General features: G+C 61.4%; 22 protein-coding genes. 9 read left to right on the top strand and 13 right to left on the bottom strand.

Annotation, left to right across the window (positions count from 1 at the left end; all coding sequences use genetic code 11):
• Window positions 1–422 precede the first annotated feature (422 nt).
• From BLT55_RS05035 to BLT55_RS05015, 5 genes are read left to right on the top strand one after another with little or no spacing between them, the layout of a single operon-like run.
• Window positions 423–875 (top strand): MarR family winged helix-turn-helix transcriptional regulator, encoded by a 453-nt coding sequence (locus BLT55_RS05035; RefSeq protein WP_055000782.1) that lies wholly within the window; start codon window positions 423–425, stop codon window positions 873–875.
• The gene (locus BLT55_RS05030) at window positions 872–2842 is read left to right on the top strand and encodes an FUSC family protein (protein WP_055000781.1); all 1971 of its coding nucleotides are present in this window, start codon (window positions 872–874) and stop codon (window positions 2840–2842) included. Before BLT55_RS05035 ends, BLT55_RS05030 begins: the two co-directional genes overlap by 4 nt.
• Window positions 2839–3048, top strand: a complete 210-nt coding sequence (locus tag BLT55_RS05025) for a DUF1656 domain-containing protein (protein ID WP_007251180.1) — start codon at window positions 2839–2841, stop codon at window positions 3046–3048. The genes BLT55_RS05030 and BLT55_RS05025 overlap by 4 nt, the downstream gene beginning before the upstream one ends.
• A complete protein-coding gene (locus BLT55_RS05020) occupies window positions 3045–3929 on the top strand; it encodes an efflux RND transporter periplasmic adaptor subunit (RefSeq protein WP_055000780.1) in 885 nt (294 codons plus the stop codon). Before BLT55_RS05025 ends, BLT55_RS05020 begins: the two co-directional genes overlap by 4 nt.
• On the top strand, window positions 3926–5359 hold the full coding sequence (locus tag BLT55_RS05015) for an efflux transporter outer membrane subunit (protein ID WP_055000779.1): 1434 nt from the start codon (window positions 3926–3928) through the stop codon (window positions 5357–5359). Before BLT55_RS05020 ends, BLT55_RS05015 begins: the two co-directional genes overlap by 4 nt.
• A gap of 379 nt (window positions 5360–5738) precedes the next feature.
• On the opposite strand, the gene BLT55_RS05010 is transcribed toward BLT55_RS05015, so the two are convergent.
• Window positions 5739–6287 carry a GNAT family N-acetyltransferase gene (locus BLT55_RS05010; protein ID WP_055000778.1) on the bottom strand — a complete coding sequence of 183 codons (549 nt, stop codon included), beginning with the start codon at window positions 6285–6287 and terminating at the stop codon, window positions 5739–5741.
• Between the two features lie 295 nt (window positions 6288–6582).
• On the opposite strand from BLT55_RS05010, the gene BLT55_RS05005 reads away from it, so the two are divergent.
• A complete protein-coding gene (locus BLT55_RS05005; protein ID WP_007251176.1) occupies window positions 6583–7416 on the top strand; it encodes an ion transporter in 834 nt (277 codons plus the stop codon).
• A gap of 98 nt (window positions 7417–7514) precedes the next feature.
• Entirely contained in the window at window positions 7515–8513 is a 999-nt protein-coding gene (locus BLT55_RS05000) for a sulfate ABC transporter substrate-binding protein (RefSeq protein ID WP_055000777.1), read from the top strand.
• Window positions 8514–8574: 61 nt separating this feature from the next.
• Here BLT55_RS05000 and BLT55_RS04995 read toward each other — a convergent pair whose 3' ends face one another.
• The 10 genes from BLT55_RS04995 to ccmA are packed head-to-tail and all read right to left on the bottom strand — an operon-like array spanning window position 8575 to window position 15948.
• A complete protein-coding gene (locus BLT55_RS04995; protein ID WP_055000776.1) occupies window positions 8575–8982 on the bottom strand; it encodes a hypothetical protein in 408 nt (135 codons plus the stop codon).
• Between the two features lie 10 nt (window positions 8983–8992).
• Entirely contained in the window at window positions 8993–10174 is a 1182-nt protein-coding gene (ccmI, locus tag BLT55_RS04990) for a c-type cytochrome biogenesis protein CcmI (RefSeq protein WP_055000775.1), read from the bottom strand.
• Window positions 10171–10641, bottom strand: coding sequence for a cytochrome c-type biogenesis protein (locus BLT55_RS04985; RefSeq protein ID WP_007251173.1), 471 nt, complete (start codon window positions 10639–10641; stop codon window positions 10171–10173). The genes ccmI and BLT55_RS04985 overlap by 4 nt, the downstream gene beginning before the upstream one ends.
• A complete protein-coding gene (locus BLT55_RS04980) occupies window positions 10638–11174 on the bottom strand; it encodes a DsbE family thiol:disulfide interchange protein (protein ID WP_055000774.1) in 537 nt (178 codons plus the stop codon). Before BLT55_RS04980 ends, BLT55_RS04985 begins: the two co-directional genes overlap by 4 nt.
• Window positions 11171–13144: a heme lyase CcmF/NrfE family subunit gene (locus tag BLT55_RS04975; protein ID WP_055000773.1), complete on the bottom strand. Its 1974-nt coding sequence runs from the start codon at window positions 13142–13144 to the stop codon at window positions 11171–11173. The genes BLT55_RS04980 and BLT55_RS04975 overlap by 4 nt, the downstream gene beginning before the upstream one ends.
• The gene (ccmE, locus tag BLT55_RS04970) at window positions 13141–13614 is read right to left on the bottom strand and encodes a cytochrome c maturation protein CcmE (protein WP_055000772.1); all 474 of its coding nucleotides are present in this window, start codon (window positions 13612–13614) and stop codon (window positions 13141–13143) included. Before ccmE ends, BLT55_RS04975 begins: the two co-directional genes overlap by 4 nt.
• The gene (gene ccmD, locus BLT55_RS04965) at window positions 13611–13787 is read right to left on the bottom strand and encodes a heme exporter protein CcmD (protein ID WP_007251169.1); all 177 of its coding nucleotides are present in this window, start codon (window positions 13785–13787) and stop codon (window positions 13611–13613) included. Before ccmD ends, ccmE begins: the two co-directional genes overlap by 4 nt.
• A complete protein-coding gene (locus tag BLT55_RS04960) occupies window positions 13784–14584 on the bottom strand; it encodes a heme ABC transporter permease (RefSeq protein ID WP_055000771.1) in 801 nt (266 codons plus the stop codon). Before BLT55_RS04960 ends, ccmD begins: the two co-directional genes overlap by 4 nt.
• A gap of 54 nt (window positions 14585–14638) precedes the next feature.
• Entirely contained in the window at window positions 14639–15310 is a 672-nt protein-coding gene (gene ccmB, locus BLT55_RS04955) for a heme exporter protein CcmB (protein ID WP_055000770.1), read from the bottom strand.
• Entirely contained in the window at window positions 15307–15948 is a 642-nt protein-coding gene (gene ccmA, locus BLT55_RS04950; RefSeq protein WP_055000769.1) for a cytochrome c biogenesis heme-transporting ATPase CcmA, read from the bottom strand. The genes ccmB and ccmA overlap by 4 nt, the downstream gene beginning before the upstream one ends.
• Before the next feature lie 190 nt (window positions 15949–16138).
• Between ccmA and fliK the strand changes: the two genes are divergently transcribed.
• Window positions 16139–17773 carry a flagellar hook-length control protein FliK gene (gene fliK / locus BLT55_RS04945; protein ID WP_055000768.1) on the top strand — a complete coding sequence of 545 codons (1635 nt, stop codon included), beginning with the start codon at window positions 16139–16141 and terminating at the stop codon, window positions 17771–17773.
• Window positions 17773–18096 carry an EscU/YscU/HrcU family type III secretion system export apparatus switch protein gene (locus tag BLT55_RS04940; protein WP_055000767.1) on the top strand — a complete coding sequence of 108 codons (324 nt, stop codon included), beginning with the start codon at window positions 17773–17775 and terminating at the stop codon, window positions 18094–18096. Before fliK ends, BLT55_RS04940 begins: the two co-directional genes overlap by 1 nt.
• A gap of 6 nt (window positions 18097–18102) precedes the next feature.
• Here BLT55_RS04940 and recR read toward each other — a convergent pair whose 3' ends face one another.
• Window positions 18103–18705, bottom strand: coding sequence for a recombination mediator RecR (recR, locus tag BLT55_RS04935; RefSeq protein ID WP_054080169.1), 603 nt, complete (start codon window positions 18703–18705; stop codon window positions 18103–18105).
• Between the two features lie 109 nt (window positions 18706–18814).
• Window positions 18815–19699 (bottom strand): LysR family transcriptional regulator, encoded by an 885-nt coding sequence (locus tag BLT55_RS04930; RefSeq protein WP_055000766.1) that lies wholly within the window; start codon window positions 19697–19699, stop codon window positions 18815–18817.
• Between the last annotated feature and the right edge of the window lie 75 nt (window positions 19700–19774).

Genomic DNA, 19774 nt, shown 5'->3' with positions numbered 1-19774 from the left:
TCAACAAAATGCCTAGAAATGCGCAATGCCATTGTTTCAATATCATTTGTACGAAAAAGCCAAGTGCCACCACTGAGCTACAGACTGTGATTAACGTGAGAATGGTTCTTGCCGACAGCGTCATTTTTTTGAACATGGCGAGGAAAATCTAGGCTAAAACCGTGCAGATTACCGACAGACGGTAGCGATTATTTTCAGAATAAATGAACTCCGGGCGCTGGATACGGACAAAGCGCCCCTTTTATTGCGGCGTTTTGCGGCCAAGCCTGCTTCTGGCGAAGGTTGATTCATGGCGTCCACGCAAAATCCCCCACCGCTGGGCAGCTCCGGGTTGACTGTAAGCAGTTGTTACGAGATATTAGTTAGCAGCCTATTTATATCCTTGCTAACAATGTTTCTCCTAACTAATTCCTGGTGTCTTCATGTCTGTCGAATCACTGCATAGAGCAATCAGCAGTGGTCTGGTAGCGGCCTCTCGCCAATGGCGACGCATCTGTCAGAACACGCTGGTGACCTACGGCATTTCCGAAGCCTGCGCAGGGCCGCTGCTGGCCATCGCGCGCCTGGGCGACGGTGCGCATCAGGTGAAAGTGGCTCAGGCGGCAGGCATGGAAAGCCCGACACTGGTTCGCTTGCTCGACCAGTTGTGCAAAGCCGGCATCGTCTGCCGCACCGAAGACCCCAACGATCGCCGCGCCAAGGCCTTGAGCCTGACGCCGAAAGGCCGCGCGCTGGCCAGCTCGATCGAGACCGAGCTGACACGCTTGCGCGCCGATGTGTTTCAAGGCCTGCAACCCGCTGACCTGGAAGCCACCTTGCGCGTGTTGCAGGCGTTTTCCGAAGCGGCGCAACGTGAACACGGGGGCCAGGCTTGAAAGGTTTTTTCTCCAGCGTGCCTCCGGCGCGCGACTGGTTTTACGGCGTGCGTACCTTCGGCGCTTCGATGCTGGCGCTGTATATCGCGCTGCTGATGGAAATGCCTCGCCCTTATTGGGCAATGGCCACCGTGTACATCGTCTCCAGCCCTTTCGTCGGCCCGACCAGCTCAAAAGCGCTGTATCGCGCCGCCGGAACGCTGGCCGGTGCCGCGGCGTCCGTGCTGCTGGTGCCGATGTTCGTGCAGACACCGTTGTTATTGGCCATCGTGGTCGGGCTGTGGACCGGCACGCTGCTGTTCCTGTCCCTGCACCTGCGCACCGCGAACAGCTACGCGCTGATGCTGGCGGGCTACACCATGCCGCTGATTTCCCTGCCGGTGGTCGATAACCCGCAGGCGGTATTCGATATCGCCGTGTCGCGCACCGAGGAAATTTTCCTTGGCATCATCTGCGCCTCTGTGGTCGGCGCGATGTTCTGGCCACGGCGTCTGGCACCGGTGTTTCTGGCGACGACGGAGAAGTGGTTCAGTGACGCCTCGACCTACAGCGAGCGCTTCATCAGCCGCACCTGTCAGGCCGAGGAAATCGGCACGCTGCGCAACGCGATGGTCGGCAGCTTCAACTCGCTGGAAATGATGATCGGCCAGTTGCGCCACGAAGGCGCGCGCAAACAGACCGTGCGCAACGCCAACGAACTGCGCGGCCGGATGATTCATCTGCTGCCGGTCATCGATGCGCTGGACGATGCACTGTGGGCGCTGGAACGGCGCATGCCGGATCTACTGGCCAGCGTTTCGCCGCTGTTGCAGCACGTCTGCGACTGGCTGAAAAACACCGCCGACGGTCCGCAAGACGAGCAATGGCAGCAGTTGCACAACGAGCTGGAGCAGTTACAGCCGGGCTCCGCGCAACTGGACGATCGTGATCAGTTGCTGCTGTCCAACACCCTGTTCCGTCTCTGCGAATGGATCGACCTGTGGCAGGACTGCCGCACTCTGCAATACGCGATCAAGACCGACGACCAGTCGCAGTGGCGCGCGGTGTATCGCCATTGGCGACTGGGCCGGCTGACACCCTTTCTCGACCGCGGCCTGATGCTCTATTCAGTGACCTCGACCTTGCTGGCGATCATCGCGGCGTCGGTGCTGTGGATTCTGCTCGGCTGGAAAGACGGCGCCAGCGCGGTGGCGCTGGCGGCGGTGTCGTGCAGTTTCTTTGCGGCCATGGACGACCCGGCCCCGCAAATCTACCGCTTCTTCTTCTGGACCCTGCTCTCCGTGGTGTTCGCCAGCCTGTACCTGTTCGTGGTGCTGCCCAACCTGCACGACTTCCCGATGCTGGTGCTGGCCTTCGCGGTGCCATTCATCTGCGTCGGCACCCTGACCGTGCAGCCGCGTTTTTTCCTCGGCACGTTGCTGACCATCGTCAACACCTCGTCCTTCATCAGCATCCAGAGCGCCTACGATGCGGACTTCATGAACTTCCTCAATTCCAATCTGGCCGGCCCGGCCGGATTGCTGTTCGCGTTTATCTGGACTTTGGTGTTTCGCCCGTTCGGTATCGAACTGGCGGTAAAACGCCTGACCCGCTTCAGCTGGCGCGACATTGCCCTGCGCGAACTGCGGGTCGCGCTGAACATGCTTGACCTGATTGCCTACACCCGGCGCGCGACACCGGCAGCACGACTGCAATTGCACCAAGTGATCGATGAGGTCAGCGGCTATTTCAAACACTGCAGCAAGGCCGGTGAGCGACTGCCCGCCCCCCGAGGCCTGTTAATGGCCATGGACCGCGCGCGCCGCGCACTGACCGATCAGGAAATGGGCGATAACCCGGCCCGCGTCCATCTGCTGCATGCGCTCAGCGGCTTGCGTCTGGCGCTGTTGCCGGGCGTGGAAATCGTCACTGTGGCCGGGGAAATGACCGAGCAACTGCCACACAACATCGATGGAGCGCCGCTGTGATTGGTGATCTGGACATCAGCGGGATCTTCATTCCCACGTTTCTGGCAATGATGGGCGTTGCCTATGTGCTGTTTCTCGGCGTGCACGCGGTTCTGCTGCGTGCGCACTTCTACCGTCTGGTCTGGCACCGGGCTTTGTTCAACGTAGGTCTATACGCTTTGTTGCTCGGCGCCGTGGATACTCTCAGTCGATACCTGATGACATGAAAAAACCGATACTGACACTGGGCCGCGTGGTCCTGACCCTACTGGTTGTCACCCTGGCCGCCGTCGTCGTGTGGCGGATGGTGATGTATTACATGTATGCGCCCTGGACGCGCGACGGCCACATTCGCGCCGATGTCGTGCAGATCGCACCGGACGTGTCCGGGCTGATCCAGAAGGTCGAAGTGACTGACAATCAGCCGGTGCACAAGGGCCAGGTGCTGTTCAGCATCGATCAGGACCGCTTCCGTCTGTCGCTGCGTCAGGCACAGGCCACTGTCGCCGAGCGTCAGGAAACCTGGGAACAGGCGCGCCGCGAGAACCGGCGTAACCGCAGCCTGGGCAATCTGGTCGCCCGTGAGCAACTGGAAGAAAGCCAGTCTCGAGAAGCCCGCGCGCTGTCGGCGTTGGGTGAAGCACGGGTGGCAGTGGACGCTGCGCAGCTGAATCTGGATCGCTCGGTGATTCGCAGCCCGGTGGACGGCTACCTCAACGACCGCGCGCCTCGCGAGCATGAACTCGTCACCGCCGGGCGTCCGGTGCTGTCCGTGGTCGATTCGGCTTCGTTTCACATCGACGGCTATTTCGAAGAAACCAAGCTGGACGGCATTCATGTCGGCCAGGGCGTGGACATCCGCGTCATCGGCGATAACGCGCGCTTGACCGGCCATGTGGTGAGCATCGTCGCGGGTATCGAAGACCGTGACCGCACCAGCGGCTCGAACCTGCTGCCCAACGTCAACCCGGCGTTCAGCTGGGTGCGCCTGGCGCAGCGGATTCCGGTGCGCATCGCTTTCGATGATGTCCCGAAAGACTTCCGCATGATCGCCGGGCGGACCACGACGGTGTCGATCGTCGAAGATACGCAGGAGACCACCCGATGAAACGCGCTGCACGCCTGAGTGCGCTGGGGTTGAGCGCTCTGCTGTCGGCCTGTCAGATGGTCGGGCCGGATTACCAACTGCCGAAAGACGGCGCGATCAATCGCCCGGATTTACAGGGCGAACTGGCGGGCCGCTCGGTGAACACCGTTTCGGCCCCGGTGCCCGTGCATTGGTGGCGCTTGTATCAGGATGCGCGTCTGGATGAGCTGGTGCGCCAGGCCATGGCGTCGAATACCGATCTGCGTGTGGCGGCCGCCAACCTGCAACGCTCGCGTTATCGGAACGCCGAGGCCGAGGCGGCAGGTGGCTTTACCAATGGCGCGAAGATCGGTGCGCAGCGTGTGCAGGAATCCGGCGAAGCGTATCTGCTGACCGACAAGGTGCCGGTGTCCAATGTTGGTGATGTGGGTATCACCACGTCGTATCAATTCGACCTGTTCGGCACCTTGCAGCGGGGCATCGAAGCGGCGCAGGCCAATATCGATGCCAATCAGGCGGCGGTCGATACGGCGCGTATCACCGTGGTCGCTGACGTCGTGCGGGCTTATACGCAGATCTGCGCGGCCAACGAAGAGCTCGACATCGCCCACGAGTCGCTGGCCTTGCAACAGCAGAGCGTGACCCTCAACCAGCGCTTGCGCGATGCCGGGCGCGGTGATGAAACCCAAGTCACGCGCTCGCAGACGCAGTTCAAATCGTTGCGTGCCGAAATGCCGCGTTACGAGGCTCGGCGTCAGGCGGCGATGTTCCGCCTGTCGATGCTCCTGGCCAAGCCGGTCGAGCAATTGCCGGCCGGGGTCAGCACCTGCAACGCGCTGCCACATATTGCTCAGGTCATGTCCGTGGGCGATGGCGCCGCGCTGCTCAAACGCCGCCCGGACGTGCGTCAGGCCGAACGGCAACTGGCGGTGTCCACGGCCCAGATTGGTGTCGCGACCGGTGAGCTTTATCCGGACATCAGCATCGGCGCGAGCATCGGCACCACCGGCCTGATCGAAAACCTCGGCAAACCGGCCGCCAACCGCTGGGGCTTCGGGCCGCTGCTGAACTGGACCCTCCCGTCCAATGGCTCGCGGGCGCGTATCCATCAGGCAGAAGCGTCGGCACAAGCGGCACTGGCGCGCTTTGACGGCGTGGTGCTCAGCGCCATCCGTGAAACCCAGACCGGGCTGGCGCAATACACCGCCCTGCTCGACCGTCGCGATGCGCTGAAAGATGCCGAACAATCGGCCAAAGAGGCCGCTGACCAGACCCACCGTTTCTACCAGGCCGGCCGCGCGTCATTCCTCGCCGACCTGCAAGCCACCCGCACCTACACCGACGTCCGCGCCCAACTGGCCGAAGCCAACACCGAAGTCGCGATGGGGCAGATCAACCTGTTCCTGGCCCTGGGCGGCGGCTGGGAGAAAGATGACGCGGCCGGGAAATAGGACGCGTCGCTTGTCCACGATTTGTCGGGATGTAGGGAATTGCAGCAGCAAGAGGACGCAGAGCGTCCCGAACGGCATGCGACGCAGAGCGTCGCACGATAGTGGTTTCTCGAACGCCATGCCGCAGAGCGTCGCACGATAGTGGTTTCTTCGAACGTCATGCCGTAGAGCGTCTGCATGATAGCTGAGGCGATCGATCGTTACGTCCCATCTGTCCGAATGCACGGGAATGTAGGAGCGGACCGGGCGACGCTTCGCTTGTCCGCGATCTGTCGGGAACCGACAGCAAAACCGGTGCATACGATACATCAGACACTCCCGAGGCAGCCCATCGCAGCCGTCATAACCTCCTGAAGCTCCAATGCACTCCGGGCAGAAGCTAAATGACGTCACCCGGATGAATCAACGCTCGCAATACATGATCTTCCCAAACCCCGGCAATGTTCAGGTAGGCACGCGCATAGCCTTCTTTTTCAAAGCCCAACGACTGCAGCAGTCGCTCACTTCGTACATTGGCCGGCATGTGGTTGGCCATGATCCGGTGCAGGCCCATCTGTTCAAAGCAATAGCGATTGGTAACCTCAAGCGCCCTTCTCATCAAGCCCCGGCCCTGAGCCGTTTCCGCCAATGAGAAGCCGAGATTGCAGGCCTGGAAAGCGCCCCTCACGATGTTCGTGTAACTGCACCGCCCCAGCAGCTCGCCGCTCTCAGGCTCCGTGACCAAGAAAAAAATCGCGTTGCCGGTCTGCATGCTTTCCCATTGCTGCTGAACCCTTGATCTGGCGTTTTCGAGGACGAAATAGTCGTCGCCCCTCAACGGTTCCCAGGGCTGCAGGTGACTGCGATTGGCCTGCTCATAACGTTGGATCAACTCAGAGTCATCAAACGCCAACGTTCTGAGAGAAAAGCCTTCGCCTGAATGCTGCATGTGTCCTTCCCTCTCCCACCTGGCTTGTCATACGCGCTTGAGTGTGCGTTCACGACACTCTGCGTCGCAAGAGGACGCGGAGCGTCTCGAACGGCATGACGACGCGGAGCGTCGCACGATAATCGTTTCTGGAACGGCATGCCGCGGAGCGTTTGCACGACAGTTGAGGCTATCGTTCCTTACGCTCCAGCGTAGGAACGCAGTTTTGGACGCTCCGCGTCCGATCTTCGCCATGGTGCTTGCACTTGCCGAGCCATGCTCCTAGGCTCTGCCGATCTTTGCATCGGGAAGCATCATGGACACCTCTCTCAGCCGCCGCGAGCGGTTGCATATCGTTATTTTCGAGGCCAATACGCCTGCCGGGCGGACGTTTGACAAGATCGTGCTGGTGGCGATTCTGCTCAGCCTGCTGGTCACGATCATCGACAGTATCGAGAGTATTCACCGCGATTACGCGATGCTGTTCGCCTGGATCGAATGGGGTTTTACGCTGCTGTTCGCGATTGAGTACATCCTGCGCCTGTACTGCTCGCCCCGGCCGCTGAAATACGCCTTCAGCTTCTACGGCCTGGTCGACCTGCTGGCGATTGTGCCAGGCGTGCTGTCGATTTATTACAGCGACGCGCAATACCTGCTGATCGTGCGGATCATTCGCATGCTGCGGATTTTCCGGGTGCTCAAACTGGGCACCTACCTGCGACAGGCCAACTACCTGCTGGCTGCGCTACGCGGCAGCAAACAGAAGATCATCGTGTTTCTGGTCACCGTTTCGACCCTGGTCACGGTGTTCGGCACGCTGATGTACGTGATCGAAGGCCCGGAACATGGCTTCACCAGCATCCCCAAAGGCATTTACTGGGCTATCGTGACCCTCACCACCGTCGGTTTCGGCGATATCGTACCCAAAACGCCGCTGGGTCAGATGCTCTCGTCGCTGGTGATGATCATCGGTTATTCGATCATCGCCGTACCCACCGGGATTTTCACCGCCGAACTGGCCAATGCCATGCGCGGCGATCAGTTGAAACACGATTGCCCGGTCTGTTCGAAGAACGTCCACGAGCATGGCGCGGCGTTCTGTTCCCGTTGCGGCAATCAATTGTTTGCGAAAGTAGAGCACACGGCATAAGCAAAGACCTTTTCAGTCTTTAAACTGCAGACACGATGCTGATAGTGTCACGGCATTACGCCATCAAGCTTCATTAAAACAATCTCAAGGACCCTGCAGTGAATAAACTCTTCGCCGCTTCGCTACTGGCCGCCGGCCTGGCTTTTGCCAGCGCCGCCCAGGCAGCCCCGACACTGCTCAACGTTTCCTACGACGTCATGCGTGACTTCTACAAGGACTACAACAGCGCCTTCCAGAAACACTGGAAAGCCGAAAAGAATGAAGACGTAACCGTGCAGATGTCGTTTGGCGGGTCGAGCAAGCAGGCGCGTTCGGTGATCGACGGGCTGCCGGCTGACGTGATTACCATGAACATGGCCACCGACATAAACGCGCTGGCTGACAATGGCGGGCTGGTGCCGAAAGACTGGGTCACGCGCCTGCCGAACAACAGCGCGCCGTTCACTTCAGCCACGGTGTTCATCGTCCGCAAGGGCAACCCCAAGGCCCTGAAAGACTGGCCCGACCTGGTCAAGGATGGCGTCGAAGTCATCGTGCCCAACCCGAAAACCTCGGGCAACGGCCGCTACACCTACCTGTCGGCCTGGGGCTACACCCTGAAAAACGGTGGCGATGAAGCCGCTGCGAAAAAGTTCGTCGGCGACCTGTTCCACCATGTACCGGTGCTCGACACCGGCGGCCGTGGCGCGACCACCACCTTCATGACCAACCAGATCGGCGACGTGCTGGTGACCTTCGAGAACGAAGCCGAAATGATTGCCCGCGAGTTCGGTCGCGATCAGTTCGAAGTGGTTTACCCATCCGTGTCGGCCGAAGCCGAGCCGCCGGTGAGTGTGGTCGACAAGGTGGTGGACAAGAAGAACTCCCGAGCGCTGGCCGAGGAATACCTGAAGTACCTGTGGTCGCCTGAAGGTCAGGAGATCGCCGCCAACAATTACCTGCGCCCACGCGATCCGCAAATTCTCGCCAAATTCCAGGATCGCTTCCCGAAAGTCGACTTCCTGTCGGTCGAGAAAACCTTCTGTGACTGGCGCACCGTGCAGAAGACCCACTTCATTGACGGTGGCGTGTTCGATCAGATCTATCCGGTCAAATAAGCAGCTTGCGTAATGCAAAACGGCGACCTCAAGAGGTCGCCGTTTTAATTTGAAGATTGAATCAATTGCCAAACTGTTTACCCAACCCTGAGGGTACACCACTGGCATCGGTCGCCTGCCAAGGGCCGTCTGGATTCGTGGCCCAGCTCCAGCCATTGTTCCACTGGTAATACGTGCGCTGGCGGTAAAACGTATTAGGCTGATCGTCCATCACATAGACGCCCAAGCGCGGATCCCAATGGCTGCCACCGCCCGGCGGTGGCGCAAAACTGGCCGAGGTTTTCGGCCCTGCGACAGGCGCCTTGGCGGGCTCCGCCGGTGCAGGCGGTGGACGCGGAGCCTCGGGCTGCTGGCCGCCCGGCAGGGTCGGAATCGGCTCCTGGCTGTGTGGCGGTGCCGGATGCTGGACTGCACAGGCACTCAGGCCAACGACCAGACCCAACAAGGTGATGCGTGCGGTATGGTACATAAGCGATTCTCTATTTATCCGGACTGTCGATGGTCACTACCTGCTGCGCCTGGGTATCGCTGGCCAGCGGCTGACTGCGGCCGACCCACTCACCGGTGGTTGGCTGCCCTGCGCGAGACACTCGCGCCATCAGTTGGACTTGCGCAGAGGTCGACAGTTTCAGTTGCGGCAACATTGCGTCGGCATCACTGAGTTCGACCTCGGCAGGCAGGTCCGCCACGGTGATGCGCTTGACCGCCAGCGGCGCGGCCGGGCCGTTGATTGCGCGGGCAAAGATGAACACGCTGTCAGTTGGCTGTACTTTACCTTCAAGCGATGCAGCCAGCGCAACACGCACTTTGAGTGACTTGGGTTTAACCGACGCGCCCTGTTGCGCAAGATGCTCTCGGGCCCGGGCAATCCCGCCTTCCAGCGCCGAGCGTGAGGCGTCCTGCGCAGGCAACGCCGCCAGCAGCCGGCTCCAGTAATCCACCGCGGCCTGATAACGCTGTGTTTCAAACGCGGCAATCCCCAGAAGGCCAAGGCTGGTGACTTCTTTCGGGTCGGCCTGCAGCGCTTCGTCGGTCAGCGCCTGCACCTGAGGCGTGAAATGCTTGTCACTGGCGAAATACAACGCCTGCGCCCATTGCCCAAGCAGTTCCGGCTGCCTTCCCGCCAGCGCGACTGCCCGTTCGAACAGGTGCGCCGCATCACCAGGGCGATTTTGCGCCATGTAGCTGCGCGCCAGAAAATACAGGTTCTCGGCAGAATCCGGCTGCGCCTGCACGCTGCGCTCCAGCCGCCGGGTCATGTCGGCCAGCGAGGTTGGCGGCTTGGCAAATTCGCGGCTCAGCTCGACCCGGTCGCTGGCCCCCAGATGCAGATAACCCGCCAGACCGAGCATCGGCACCAGCGCGGCCGCCAGCAACAACACCGGCCTGCCCAGTCGTGATGCACGGACAGGCTCTGCGCCTTCGGTGTCGGCAAGCAACTCCCGAGCGGCCTCGGCGCGGGCGTCCTGTCGCTGCTGCACCGACAACATGCCCTGCTCGTGCTGCGCCTGCAACTCGGCCAGGCGCTCCTGATACAGCGCGACATTGAGCGCGGTGCGGTCTTCTTCGCGCTGCGCACGATGGTCGCGCAGTACCGGGATCAGCAGAAAGCCCAGCGCCACCAGCAGCAACAGCCCGGTTGCCATCCAGAAATCGATCATGGGCGGTTATCGTCCAGCAATCTGGCGAGGCGCTGCTGCTCGTCTGCGGACAACCCAACGGCGTCCTCAGCACGATGATTGCGACGACGCACGACAATGAAGCCGATCACCACAACACCGCCGAGCAGCAGACCGGCAGGGCCGAACCAGAGCAGCCAGGTACGGGCATTGAGGCTCGGTTTGTAACGCACGAAATCGCCATACCGATCCACCATGAAATCAATGATCTGCTGATTGCTCTGCCCCTCGCCCAGCATGCGGTAGATTTCCTTGCGCAGGTCGGCAGCAATCGGCGCGTTGGAATCGGCGATGTCCTGATTCTGGCATTTGGGGCAGCGCAGCTCGCGGGTCAACTCGCTGTAACGGGCGCGCTCGGCATCGTCGCGAAAGGTGTAGGCGTCGATGGCCGCATGGGCGATGCCGCACAGAGACAGGTTCAGCAACAGGAGGGTCAGGCAGCGTTTCATGGCCTGCCCTCGTCAACCAGCGCCTGATAGCGCGCTGCTAATTTTTCGCGCCAGACCGCATCGTCGATGACCCCGACATGTTTGTAACGAATGATGCCCTGACGGTCGATCAGGAAGGTTTCCGGTGCGCCGTAAACCCCAAGATTCAGGCCCAGTGAGCCCTCTTCGTCGCGGATATTCAACTGATAAGGATCGTGAAATGCCTTGAGCCACTTGATCGCATCGGCGTTGACGTCCTTGTAGTTCACGCCGTAGATCAGCACGCCTTGCTGCGCCAGACGAGTGAGCAGCGGATGCTCGACCCGGCAGGCCACGCACCAGGTGCCCCAGACATTGACCAACGCGGGTTTGCCCAGCAAATCAGCACGGCTCAACACCCGTTCGCTCTGCACTTCACGCAGTGAAAACTCAGGAAAAGGCTTGCCGATGAGCGCCGAGGGCAGCTCGGCAGGGTCGAGATACAAACCGCGATACAAAAACGCCGCCACGCCGAGAAACAGCGCCAGCGGCAACAGCAGAATCCAGCGTTTCATGGGGTCGCTCCCGACATGCCCAGCGCCTCACGCACCTTGCTGTTGACCCGCGTGCGATAACGCAGGTCGAGCGCCGCCAGCACCCCGCCCAGCCCCGTCAGCAAGCCGCCGAACCAAATCCAGCGCACGAACGGCTTGACGTGAACCCGCACCGCCCAGGCACCATCGCCCAGCGGTTCACCCAGTGCCACGTAAAGATCACGGCTGAAACCGGCGTCGATACCCGCTTCGGTCATCATCGATTGCTGCACCGTATAAAGACGCTTCTCCGGGTGCAGTTCAGTGAGCGGCGCGCCGTTGTGCAGGACGCGCACGGTGCCGCGATCGGAAATAAAGTTCGGCCCTTCGTAGTGTTTCGCGCCTTCGAACACGAACACATAACCGCCCAGTTCGGTGGACTCGCCGGGGGCCATGCGCAGATCGCGCTCGGCGCTGTTCTGGCTGGATAACACCACGCCCAACGCGCACACCACGATACCGAGATGCGCCAGTTGCATGCCCCAATAACTGCGGGTCAGGCTGCGCGCGCCCTTGAACAATCCTTTGTGACGCGTCTTGTCGAACAGGTCACGAAGCCCGGCCAGCAGCACCCAGGCGGCGAGCATGAACGTCGCCAGCACCGCCCACTGAAAATCGCCCAGGACCAGCCCGGCGATCACCGCCAGCACGGCGCTGCCGATCAGCACCGGGCCGAGCATGCCCAGCAGCCATTTCAGCGGCGTGTCCTTCCAGCGCACCAGCACGCCGACCGCCATCACCGCCAGCAGCAGCCCCATCAACGGCACGAACAAAGCGTTGAAATACGGCGGACCGACTGACATCTTGTCGCCACTGATGGCGTCGATCACCAGCGGATAAAGCGTGCCGAGCAAAATCATCGACGCGGCCACCACCAGCAACAGGTTATTACCGAGCAGCAAGGTTTCCCGCGACCACAGGTCGAAACCGACGTGACTTTTGACCACCGGCGCCCGCACCGCGAACAAAGTCAGCGAGCCGCCTACCACAACCAGCAGGAACATCAGAATGAACACCCCGCGTGCCGGGTCCGAGGCAAAGGCGTGCACCGAGGTGAGTACCCCGGAACGGACCAGAAAGGTGCCGAGCAGGCTCAGGGAAAACGCCGCAATCGCCAGCAGCACCGTCCAGCTTTTGAACACCCCGCGCTTTTCCGTGACTGCCAGCGAATGGATCAGCGCCGTGCCGACCAGCCAGGGCATGAACGAGGCGTTTTCCACCGGGTCCCAGAACCACCAGCCGCCCCAGCCCAGTTCGTAATAGGCCCACCACGAGCCAAGGCTGATGCCGATGCCGAGAAACGCCCAGGCGACCAGCGTCCAGGGTCGCGACCAGCGCGCCCAGGCGGCGTCGAGTCGCCCGCCAAGCAGCGCCGCGATGGCGAACGCAAAGGCCACGGAAAAACCCACGTAGCCCATGTACAGCATCGGCGGATGCACGATCAGGCCGATGTCCTGCAATAACGGGTTGAGATCGCGACCGTTGGCTGGCATTTGCGGCAACAGGCGGGCAAACGGGTTGGACGTGAGGATCAGAAACAGCAAGAAACCCAGGCTGATCATGCCCATCACGGCCAATACCCGTGCCAGCATCACCTGGGGCAATTGCCGGGAAAACACCGACACGGCGAAGGTCCAGCCACCGAGAATCAGCGCCCAGAGCAGCAGCGAGCCTTCATGCGCGCCCCATACGGCGCTGAATTTGTAGTACCAAGGCAGCTCGGTATTGGAATTCTGCGCCACGTAGGCGACGGAAAAATCATCGGTCATGAACGCGTAAGTCAGGCAACCGAACGCGAAGATCAGAAAGCTGAACTGGCCCCACGCCGCCGGACGCGCCAGGCTCATCCACAGACGGTCGCCGCGCCACGCGCCGATCAGCGGAATGATGGCCTGCACCAGTGCGAAGCCCAGCGCCAGAATCATGGCCAGATGGCCGAGTTCGGGAATCATCGATCAGCCTGCCTAGCGGGCATAGAGGGCGCAGCCGGTGCCGGCTGGCCGCTCTCGCGCAGCGCTTTGGTCACTTCGGGGGGCATGTACTTCTCGTCATGCTTGGCCAGCACTTCATCGGCCACTACTACACCCTGAGCGTTGAGCTTGCCCAACGCGACGATGCCCTGCCCTTCGCGGAACAGGTCGGGAAGGATGCCGCGATAGGCGATGGTCACCGACTGGTTGAAATCGGTGACCACAAAGCGCACGTCCAGCGAATCCGCGGAGCGCTGCAACGAGCCTTTTTCGACCATGCCGCCGGCGCGAATACGCGTATCCAGCGGCGCTTCGCCATTGGCAATCTGGCTCGGCGTATAGAACAGATTGATATTCTCCTTCAATGCACTGAGCGCCAGGCTTACGGCCAGACTGACGCCGACCAGTACGCCAAGAATGATCAGCAGCCGCTTTCTGCGCAGCGGGTTCACGACAGCTTCTCCCGCTTCAGGCGCAACGCCTGTTGCTTCAGATAACGCCGCCGCGCCAGCACCGGCAGCGCCACGTTGATCAGCAGCACCAGCAGACACAGGCCGTAAGCCGACCAGACGAACAGACCATGACGGCCCATGGCGAGAAAATCACTGAATGACTCAAAGCTCAAGGCTTGCCCTCCGGCGCAGGGGTTTGCCCCAGGCTGCGCAGAACCTCGGCGTTGACCCATTGGGTGCGCGATTCGCGACGCAGCACTTCCAGGCGCATGCGCAACAGCAGCACAACGCCGAAGAAACAATAAAAGCCCGACACCGTAAACAGCAGCGGCAGCCACATTTCGGCTGGCATGGCCGGTTTTTCCGTGAGGCTGAACGTGGCGCCCTGATGCAGGGTATGCCACCACTCCACCGAGTATTTAATGATCGGGATATTCACCACACCGACGATGGCCAGCACGGCACAAGCTTTGGCGGCACTGTCGCGGTTGCTGATCGCATTGCCCAGCGCGATCACGCCGAGATACAGAAACAACAGAATCAGCATCGAGGTCAGCCGCGCATCCCAGACCCACCAGGCGCCCCAGGTCGGCTTGCCCCAGATCGCCCCGGTCGCCAGCGCCAGTGCGGTCATCCACGCGCCAATAGGCGCAGCGCAGTGCAGCGCGACATCGGCCAGTTTCATCTTCCACACCAGCCCGACCACGCCGCACACCGCCAGCATTACGTAGCAGGACTGCGCGAGCATGGCGGCGGGCACATGAATGTAAATGATCCGGAAGCTGTTGCCCTGCTGGTAATCCGGCGGCGCGAAGGCCAGGCCCCAGACAATACCGGTGCCCAGCAATAGACAGGCGGCGACACTCAGCCATGGCAGCAAACGTGCGCTGATCCGGTAGAACCCTTTCGGCGAGCCGAAGGTATGAAACCAGGCCCAACCGATGCTGCTTTTCATGGCGTTGCTTTTCATCAGGTGTTTCCAGGGTTTTACCGGGCCTCGGCGTTACCGATCCCGGAACCTCGTTTATTCACCGACGCTGATCTTCAGGCCGGCGGCTATTGCAAAAGGTGTCAGGGTGATCGCCAGCACGCTCAGGCTGCCCAGCCACAAAAGGTAGCCGGTCGCGGGCATGCCCTGCAGGGCAGCTTGCAGCGCCGCACTGCCCAGAATCAATACCGGGATGTACAGCGGCAGGATCAGCAAAGCGAGCAACAAACCGCCGCGCTTCAAACCGACTGTCAACCCCGCGCCCACTGCACCCAGCAAGCTGAGCACCGGCGTACCCAGCAACAGCGACAGCATCAATACCGGCAGACAGTTGCCTGGCAAACCGAGCATCAGCGCCAGCAGCGGCGACAACAGTACCAGCGCCAGCCCGGAAAAAACCCAGTGTGCCAGTACTTTGCTCAGAACCAGAAGGGCCAACGGGTGCGGCGAAAGGACCCACTGCTCCAGTGAGCCGTCCTCGAAATCGCTGCGAAACAGCCCGTCCAGCGAAAGCAGTACGGCCAGCAGGGCCGCGATCCACATCAGCCCCGGCGACAAGGTTTGCAACAATTGCGCGTCCGGGCCAATGGCCAGCGGGAACAGGGCGATCACCAGCGCAAAGAACACCAGCGGATTGGCCAGGTCAGCCGGACGCCGTGCCAGCAGCCGCGCCTCGCGCACCATCAGCAGTACGAAGACGTTGTTCATGCCGACCCCTTTGCCAGGTCGATGTCGCGATAGCCCGCAGGCAGTCGGCTCAAGGTGTGGTGGGTGGTCATGACAACCATGCCGCCCTGCTCGCAGTGCGCTGCCAGATGGTTTTCCAATTGCGCGATGCCTTGCCGGTCGAGGGCGGTGAACGGTTCATCGAGCATCCATAATGAAGGACCGGGCAGATACAGACGGGCCAGTGCCACCCGACGCTGCTGTCCGGCCGACAAGGTGTGACAGGGCATATCTTCAAAACCTGCCAGCCCCACCGCATCCAGCGCCTGCGCAATCTGCCCGGCGCTGGCTGGCTGATGCAAGGCACACAGCCATGCCAGGTTTTCCAGTGGCGTAAGCAGGTCCTTGAGCGCTGGCGCGTGGCCAATCCACAACAGGCTGCGGCCAGGTTCTGCTCGCTGTCGGTCCAGCGGCAGCCCATTGAGCAGTACCCGCCCGGCGCTCGGCTGCATCAACCCGCACAACACCCGCAGCAGGCTGGTCTTGCCGCTGCCATTGGGACCGCTGATCTGCAGCATGTCCCCGGCGTGTAATTGCAGATCGAGGTTTTCGAACAGCATCCGCCAGTCCCGCTCACACGCCAGAGCCTTCGCTTGCAAAAATGGGGGGACGGGTGTCATCGAGCATTTCCAGTGTTGTTGCGTCGCGAAATGTGTCAAAACAGGCACATACGGAGTAAAAGACGGTTCAAGTCGGGGTTGATGCAGCCGTTACATGAAGAGAAGTTAATGGCGGCAGGCCCGCTTTCGGCCGGTATTATACATGCGAGTCCTGTTATCAAAGGGGCAATTTCCTCAGGTCGACATTTCAATGACAGGCGACATCACCAGCGTTCCGGCGACAACCCCCATCACGACACTGCTGCGCGCCGGCGTCTCCCCCGCGCAGGTCCTGACCCTGCTGCACTCGTCGGAAAACCTGATTCCCGAAGGCGAAACGGTCGACGCCGAAGTGCTGACCCTCAAGCAGGTCAACCAGAATTTCCAGTTGCTGCTGCGCCTGGTGCTTGCCAACGGCACCCAGACCAACCTGCCGGTCAGCAGCAGCGTGCCGTTCACGCCCGGCAGCCTGCTGCAAGTGGCACAGGCGTCGTCCAACGAACTGACCTTGAGCCTGCAACAGATCAACAACGCCCTGAAGAACTCGATGACCAGCATCGACACTCGGCAATTGCCCGCCGGTACGCTGTTGCAAGGCAAGGTGTTGACCAGCCAGGAACTCAGCCCGGCGCCCAATCCGACGAGCATACCCAACCCGGCCGCCACGACGCCGGTTTATCGCTCTATCGTCATGCTGCTCAACACCGCACTGGCGGGTTCCAGCCTGACCATCGAGAGCCCGCAACCGTTGACGGTCGGCAGCCTGCTCAGCGCTCAGGTGCAAGGCAGTCAGGCTTTGAACTTCGTCGCCCTGCCCAGCCGTCTCGATCAACTGGCGCTGGCCCAGCAACTGACCACCCAGCAAACTCGCCAGGGCTCGCTGGAAACCCTGATCAACGCCCTGCAAAATCTGCCGGGCAGCCAGCCGGTCAGTGGCAACCCGGCCAGTTCCCCGATCAGCGCACAGTTGCAAGCGAGCATCAGCCAGTTGCTGGACGACTTGCCCGATATTCAGCAGATGACCACGCCCAAAGGCGTCGCTCAGGCGCTTAATGCCAGTGGTGTATTTCTCGAAGCCAAGCTGCTGGCCGGGCTGAATCCGATGCAGGCTCCGGACATGAAAGCCAACCTGATGCGCCTGATTGGCCAGATTCTGCCGGGGCTGCCGGAAAACCAGTCTTATGGCGCGGCAGCGGCCTCCAACACCCTGGCGCGCGCCATGCCCAACGCGGTTCGCTATGCACTGGGCACGTTGGGCATGGTCGCCGCGCGGACTCAGCCAAGCAGCTTTCCGCTGCCCTCACGCACGGTCGGCGGCGGTGAGCAGGAAGACGATCTGGAACTGCTGCTGAAGCTGGCCGCCGCTGCTGTTTCACGCCTGCAAAGCCACCAGTTGGGCGGCCTTGAACAGACGCGAACCAACGCTGACGGCACCCAGGTGACCACCTGGCAGTTGGAAGTGCCGATGCGCAATGCCCATGACATCGTGCCGTTGCAGGTCAAAGTGCAGCGCGAAGACAAGCCGGACGCGGAAACCGGCGAAGAGCGGGAGGCTGGCGAGACCACCGAAAACCGCGAAAGGCTCTGGAAAGTCGATCTGGCGTTCGATCTCGAACCGCTCGGGCCTATGCAGGTCAATGCACAACTGCTGCGTGGCACGCTGTCCAGCCAGCTGTGGGCCGAGCGTGCGCAAAGCGCAGCGTTGATCGATCATGAGCTGGAATATCTGCGCGAGCGGCTGACCGCCTGCGGTCTGACGGTCGGTGAGCTGGCCTGCAACCATGGCACGCCGCCCCAGGGACCACGCACTGCCCTCGAACAACGCTGGATCGACGAGAACGCCTGATGACCCCACCCGACCACAGCCCGCGCCAGGCCATCGCCCTCAGTTATGACGGGCAGAGCGCGCCGACCCTCAGCGCCAAAGGCGACGACCAGTTGGCCGAAGCCATTCTGGCGATTGCCCGCGAATATGAAGTGCCGATCTACGAGAATGCCGAGCTGGTCAAACTGCTGGCCCGCATGGAGCTGGGCGACAGCATTCCCGAACCGCTGTATCGCACGATCGCCGAAATCATCGCCTTTGCCTGGCATTTGAAAGGCAAGTTTCCGGCAGGTCAGGACCCCGACGCGCCGCCCGTGGAGCGGGATATCACGCCACGCAGGTGACCGGGCTCACAACGCTATCGGTTTGCGCCCTGCAAACGAGTGCGCGAGGGTGCCGCCGTCCACCAGATCCAGCTCGCCACCCAGCGGTACGCCGTGGGCAATCCGCGAAGCGACCAGCCCTTTGTCGTTCAGCAACTGCGCAATGTAGTGCGCAGTAGCCTCGCCTTCCACGGTCGGGTTGGTTGCCAGAATCACTTCCGTGAACGTGCCCTGTTGAGCGATACGCTCCATCAGTTGCGGGATGCCGATGGCGTCCGGCCCTAGACCATCGAGGGGCGACAGGTGGCCCTTGAGCACGAAATAGCGACCGCGATAACCGGTCTGCTCCACCGCATACACATCGGTCGGGCCTTCGACCACGCACAGCAGCGTGTCGTCGCGACGCGGATCGGCGCACTGCGGGCAAAATTCCTCTTCAGTCAGGGTGCGGCACGACCGGCAGTGGCCGACGCCATCCATCGCCTGCCCCAACGCCAGCGCCAGCCGCGAACCGCCGCTGCGGTCGCGCTCCAGCAGCTGCAACGCCATCCGTTGAGCGGTTTTCTGACCGACACCCGGCAGCACGCGGAAGGCATCGATCAACTGGCGAATCAGGGGGCTGAAGCTCATGGAGAAAAATCCGACAAAAACACAAGACGCGGTTTATACCCGTGCGCTGGCGTGAGCGTCAATTGAGGTGTTCGATACTGCGACCAACAGCGCGAAGGTCGTTGCGCAATTACACCTTCAACGCCGTTTCCAGAAACTCCGTCAACACCTGCACCCTGGCACTGCGATGCTTGCGCACGGGCACCAGCAGGTTGATCGGCGCACTGGCCAGTTGCCAATCGGCAAGGACGCGCACCAGACTGCCGCTGGCAATGGCATCGCTGACATCCCATTGCGAGCGCAGCACGATGCCCTGCCCCTGCTCGGCCCAGCGCCGGGCCACCGAGCCGTCGTTGCTCAGCAGCGCAGGTTCGACGCGCAGGGTCTTTTTCGTAGGCCCCTTGCTCAAATGCCAAAGGGTGACGTCCTCATCGTTTTCGCGAATGCAGATGCAGCGATGAGTGGACAGTTCGTCCGGCGTCGAAGGCACGCCGTGCTGCTCAAGGTACGCAGGGCTGGCGCACAGCCAGCGGTGGTTCTGCGCCAGAGGCCGGGCGATCCACAGACTGTCGTTGAGGCTGCCGATGTGAATCACCGCGTCGCTGTCATGACGATCCGGCCAAGGCGTTTCGCGCAGGTCCAGGTGCAGACGCAACTGCGGGTGCAGTTTGGCAAAGCGCGACAACAGCGGCGCGATGCGTTGCCGACCGTAACCGAACGGCGCAGCCAGGCGCAGGGTGCCGACCAGTCGTTCATCGCGCTGCTTGAAGGATTCCGGAAGCGCTTCCAGTTGTTCCAGCAAATGCGCACTTTCCCGGGCGAACCGCTCACCATCGGCGGTCAGGCTCAGGCGTCTGGCGTCGCGATTGGCCAGGGTGATGCCCAGTTGCGTCTCCAGCTTGCGCAAGCGCATCGACAGTGCAGGCGGCGAGACATTCAGGACGCGGGCAGCCGCGCTGAGGGATTCGCAACGCGACAGGGTTACGGCCAGGCGCAGGTCTTCGATGGCAATCATTCAGTTCAGCTTAAGGATTGATGACAAACCATTGAACCACAGCTTTATCATCAACCCGTAGAGTGGCTTTCGTAC

Source organism: Pseudomonas cannabina, from assembly GCF_900100365.1.
Taxonomy (GTDB): Bacteria; Pseudomonadota; Gammaproteobacteria; order Pseudomonadales; family Pseudomonadaceae; genus Aquipseudomonas; species Aquipseudomonas cannabina.
Note: the sequence above shows the minus strand (reverse complement) of the source record. Positions and strands in the feature narration are given on the sequence as shown.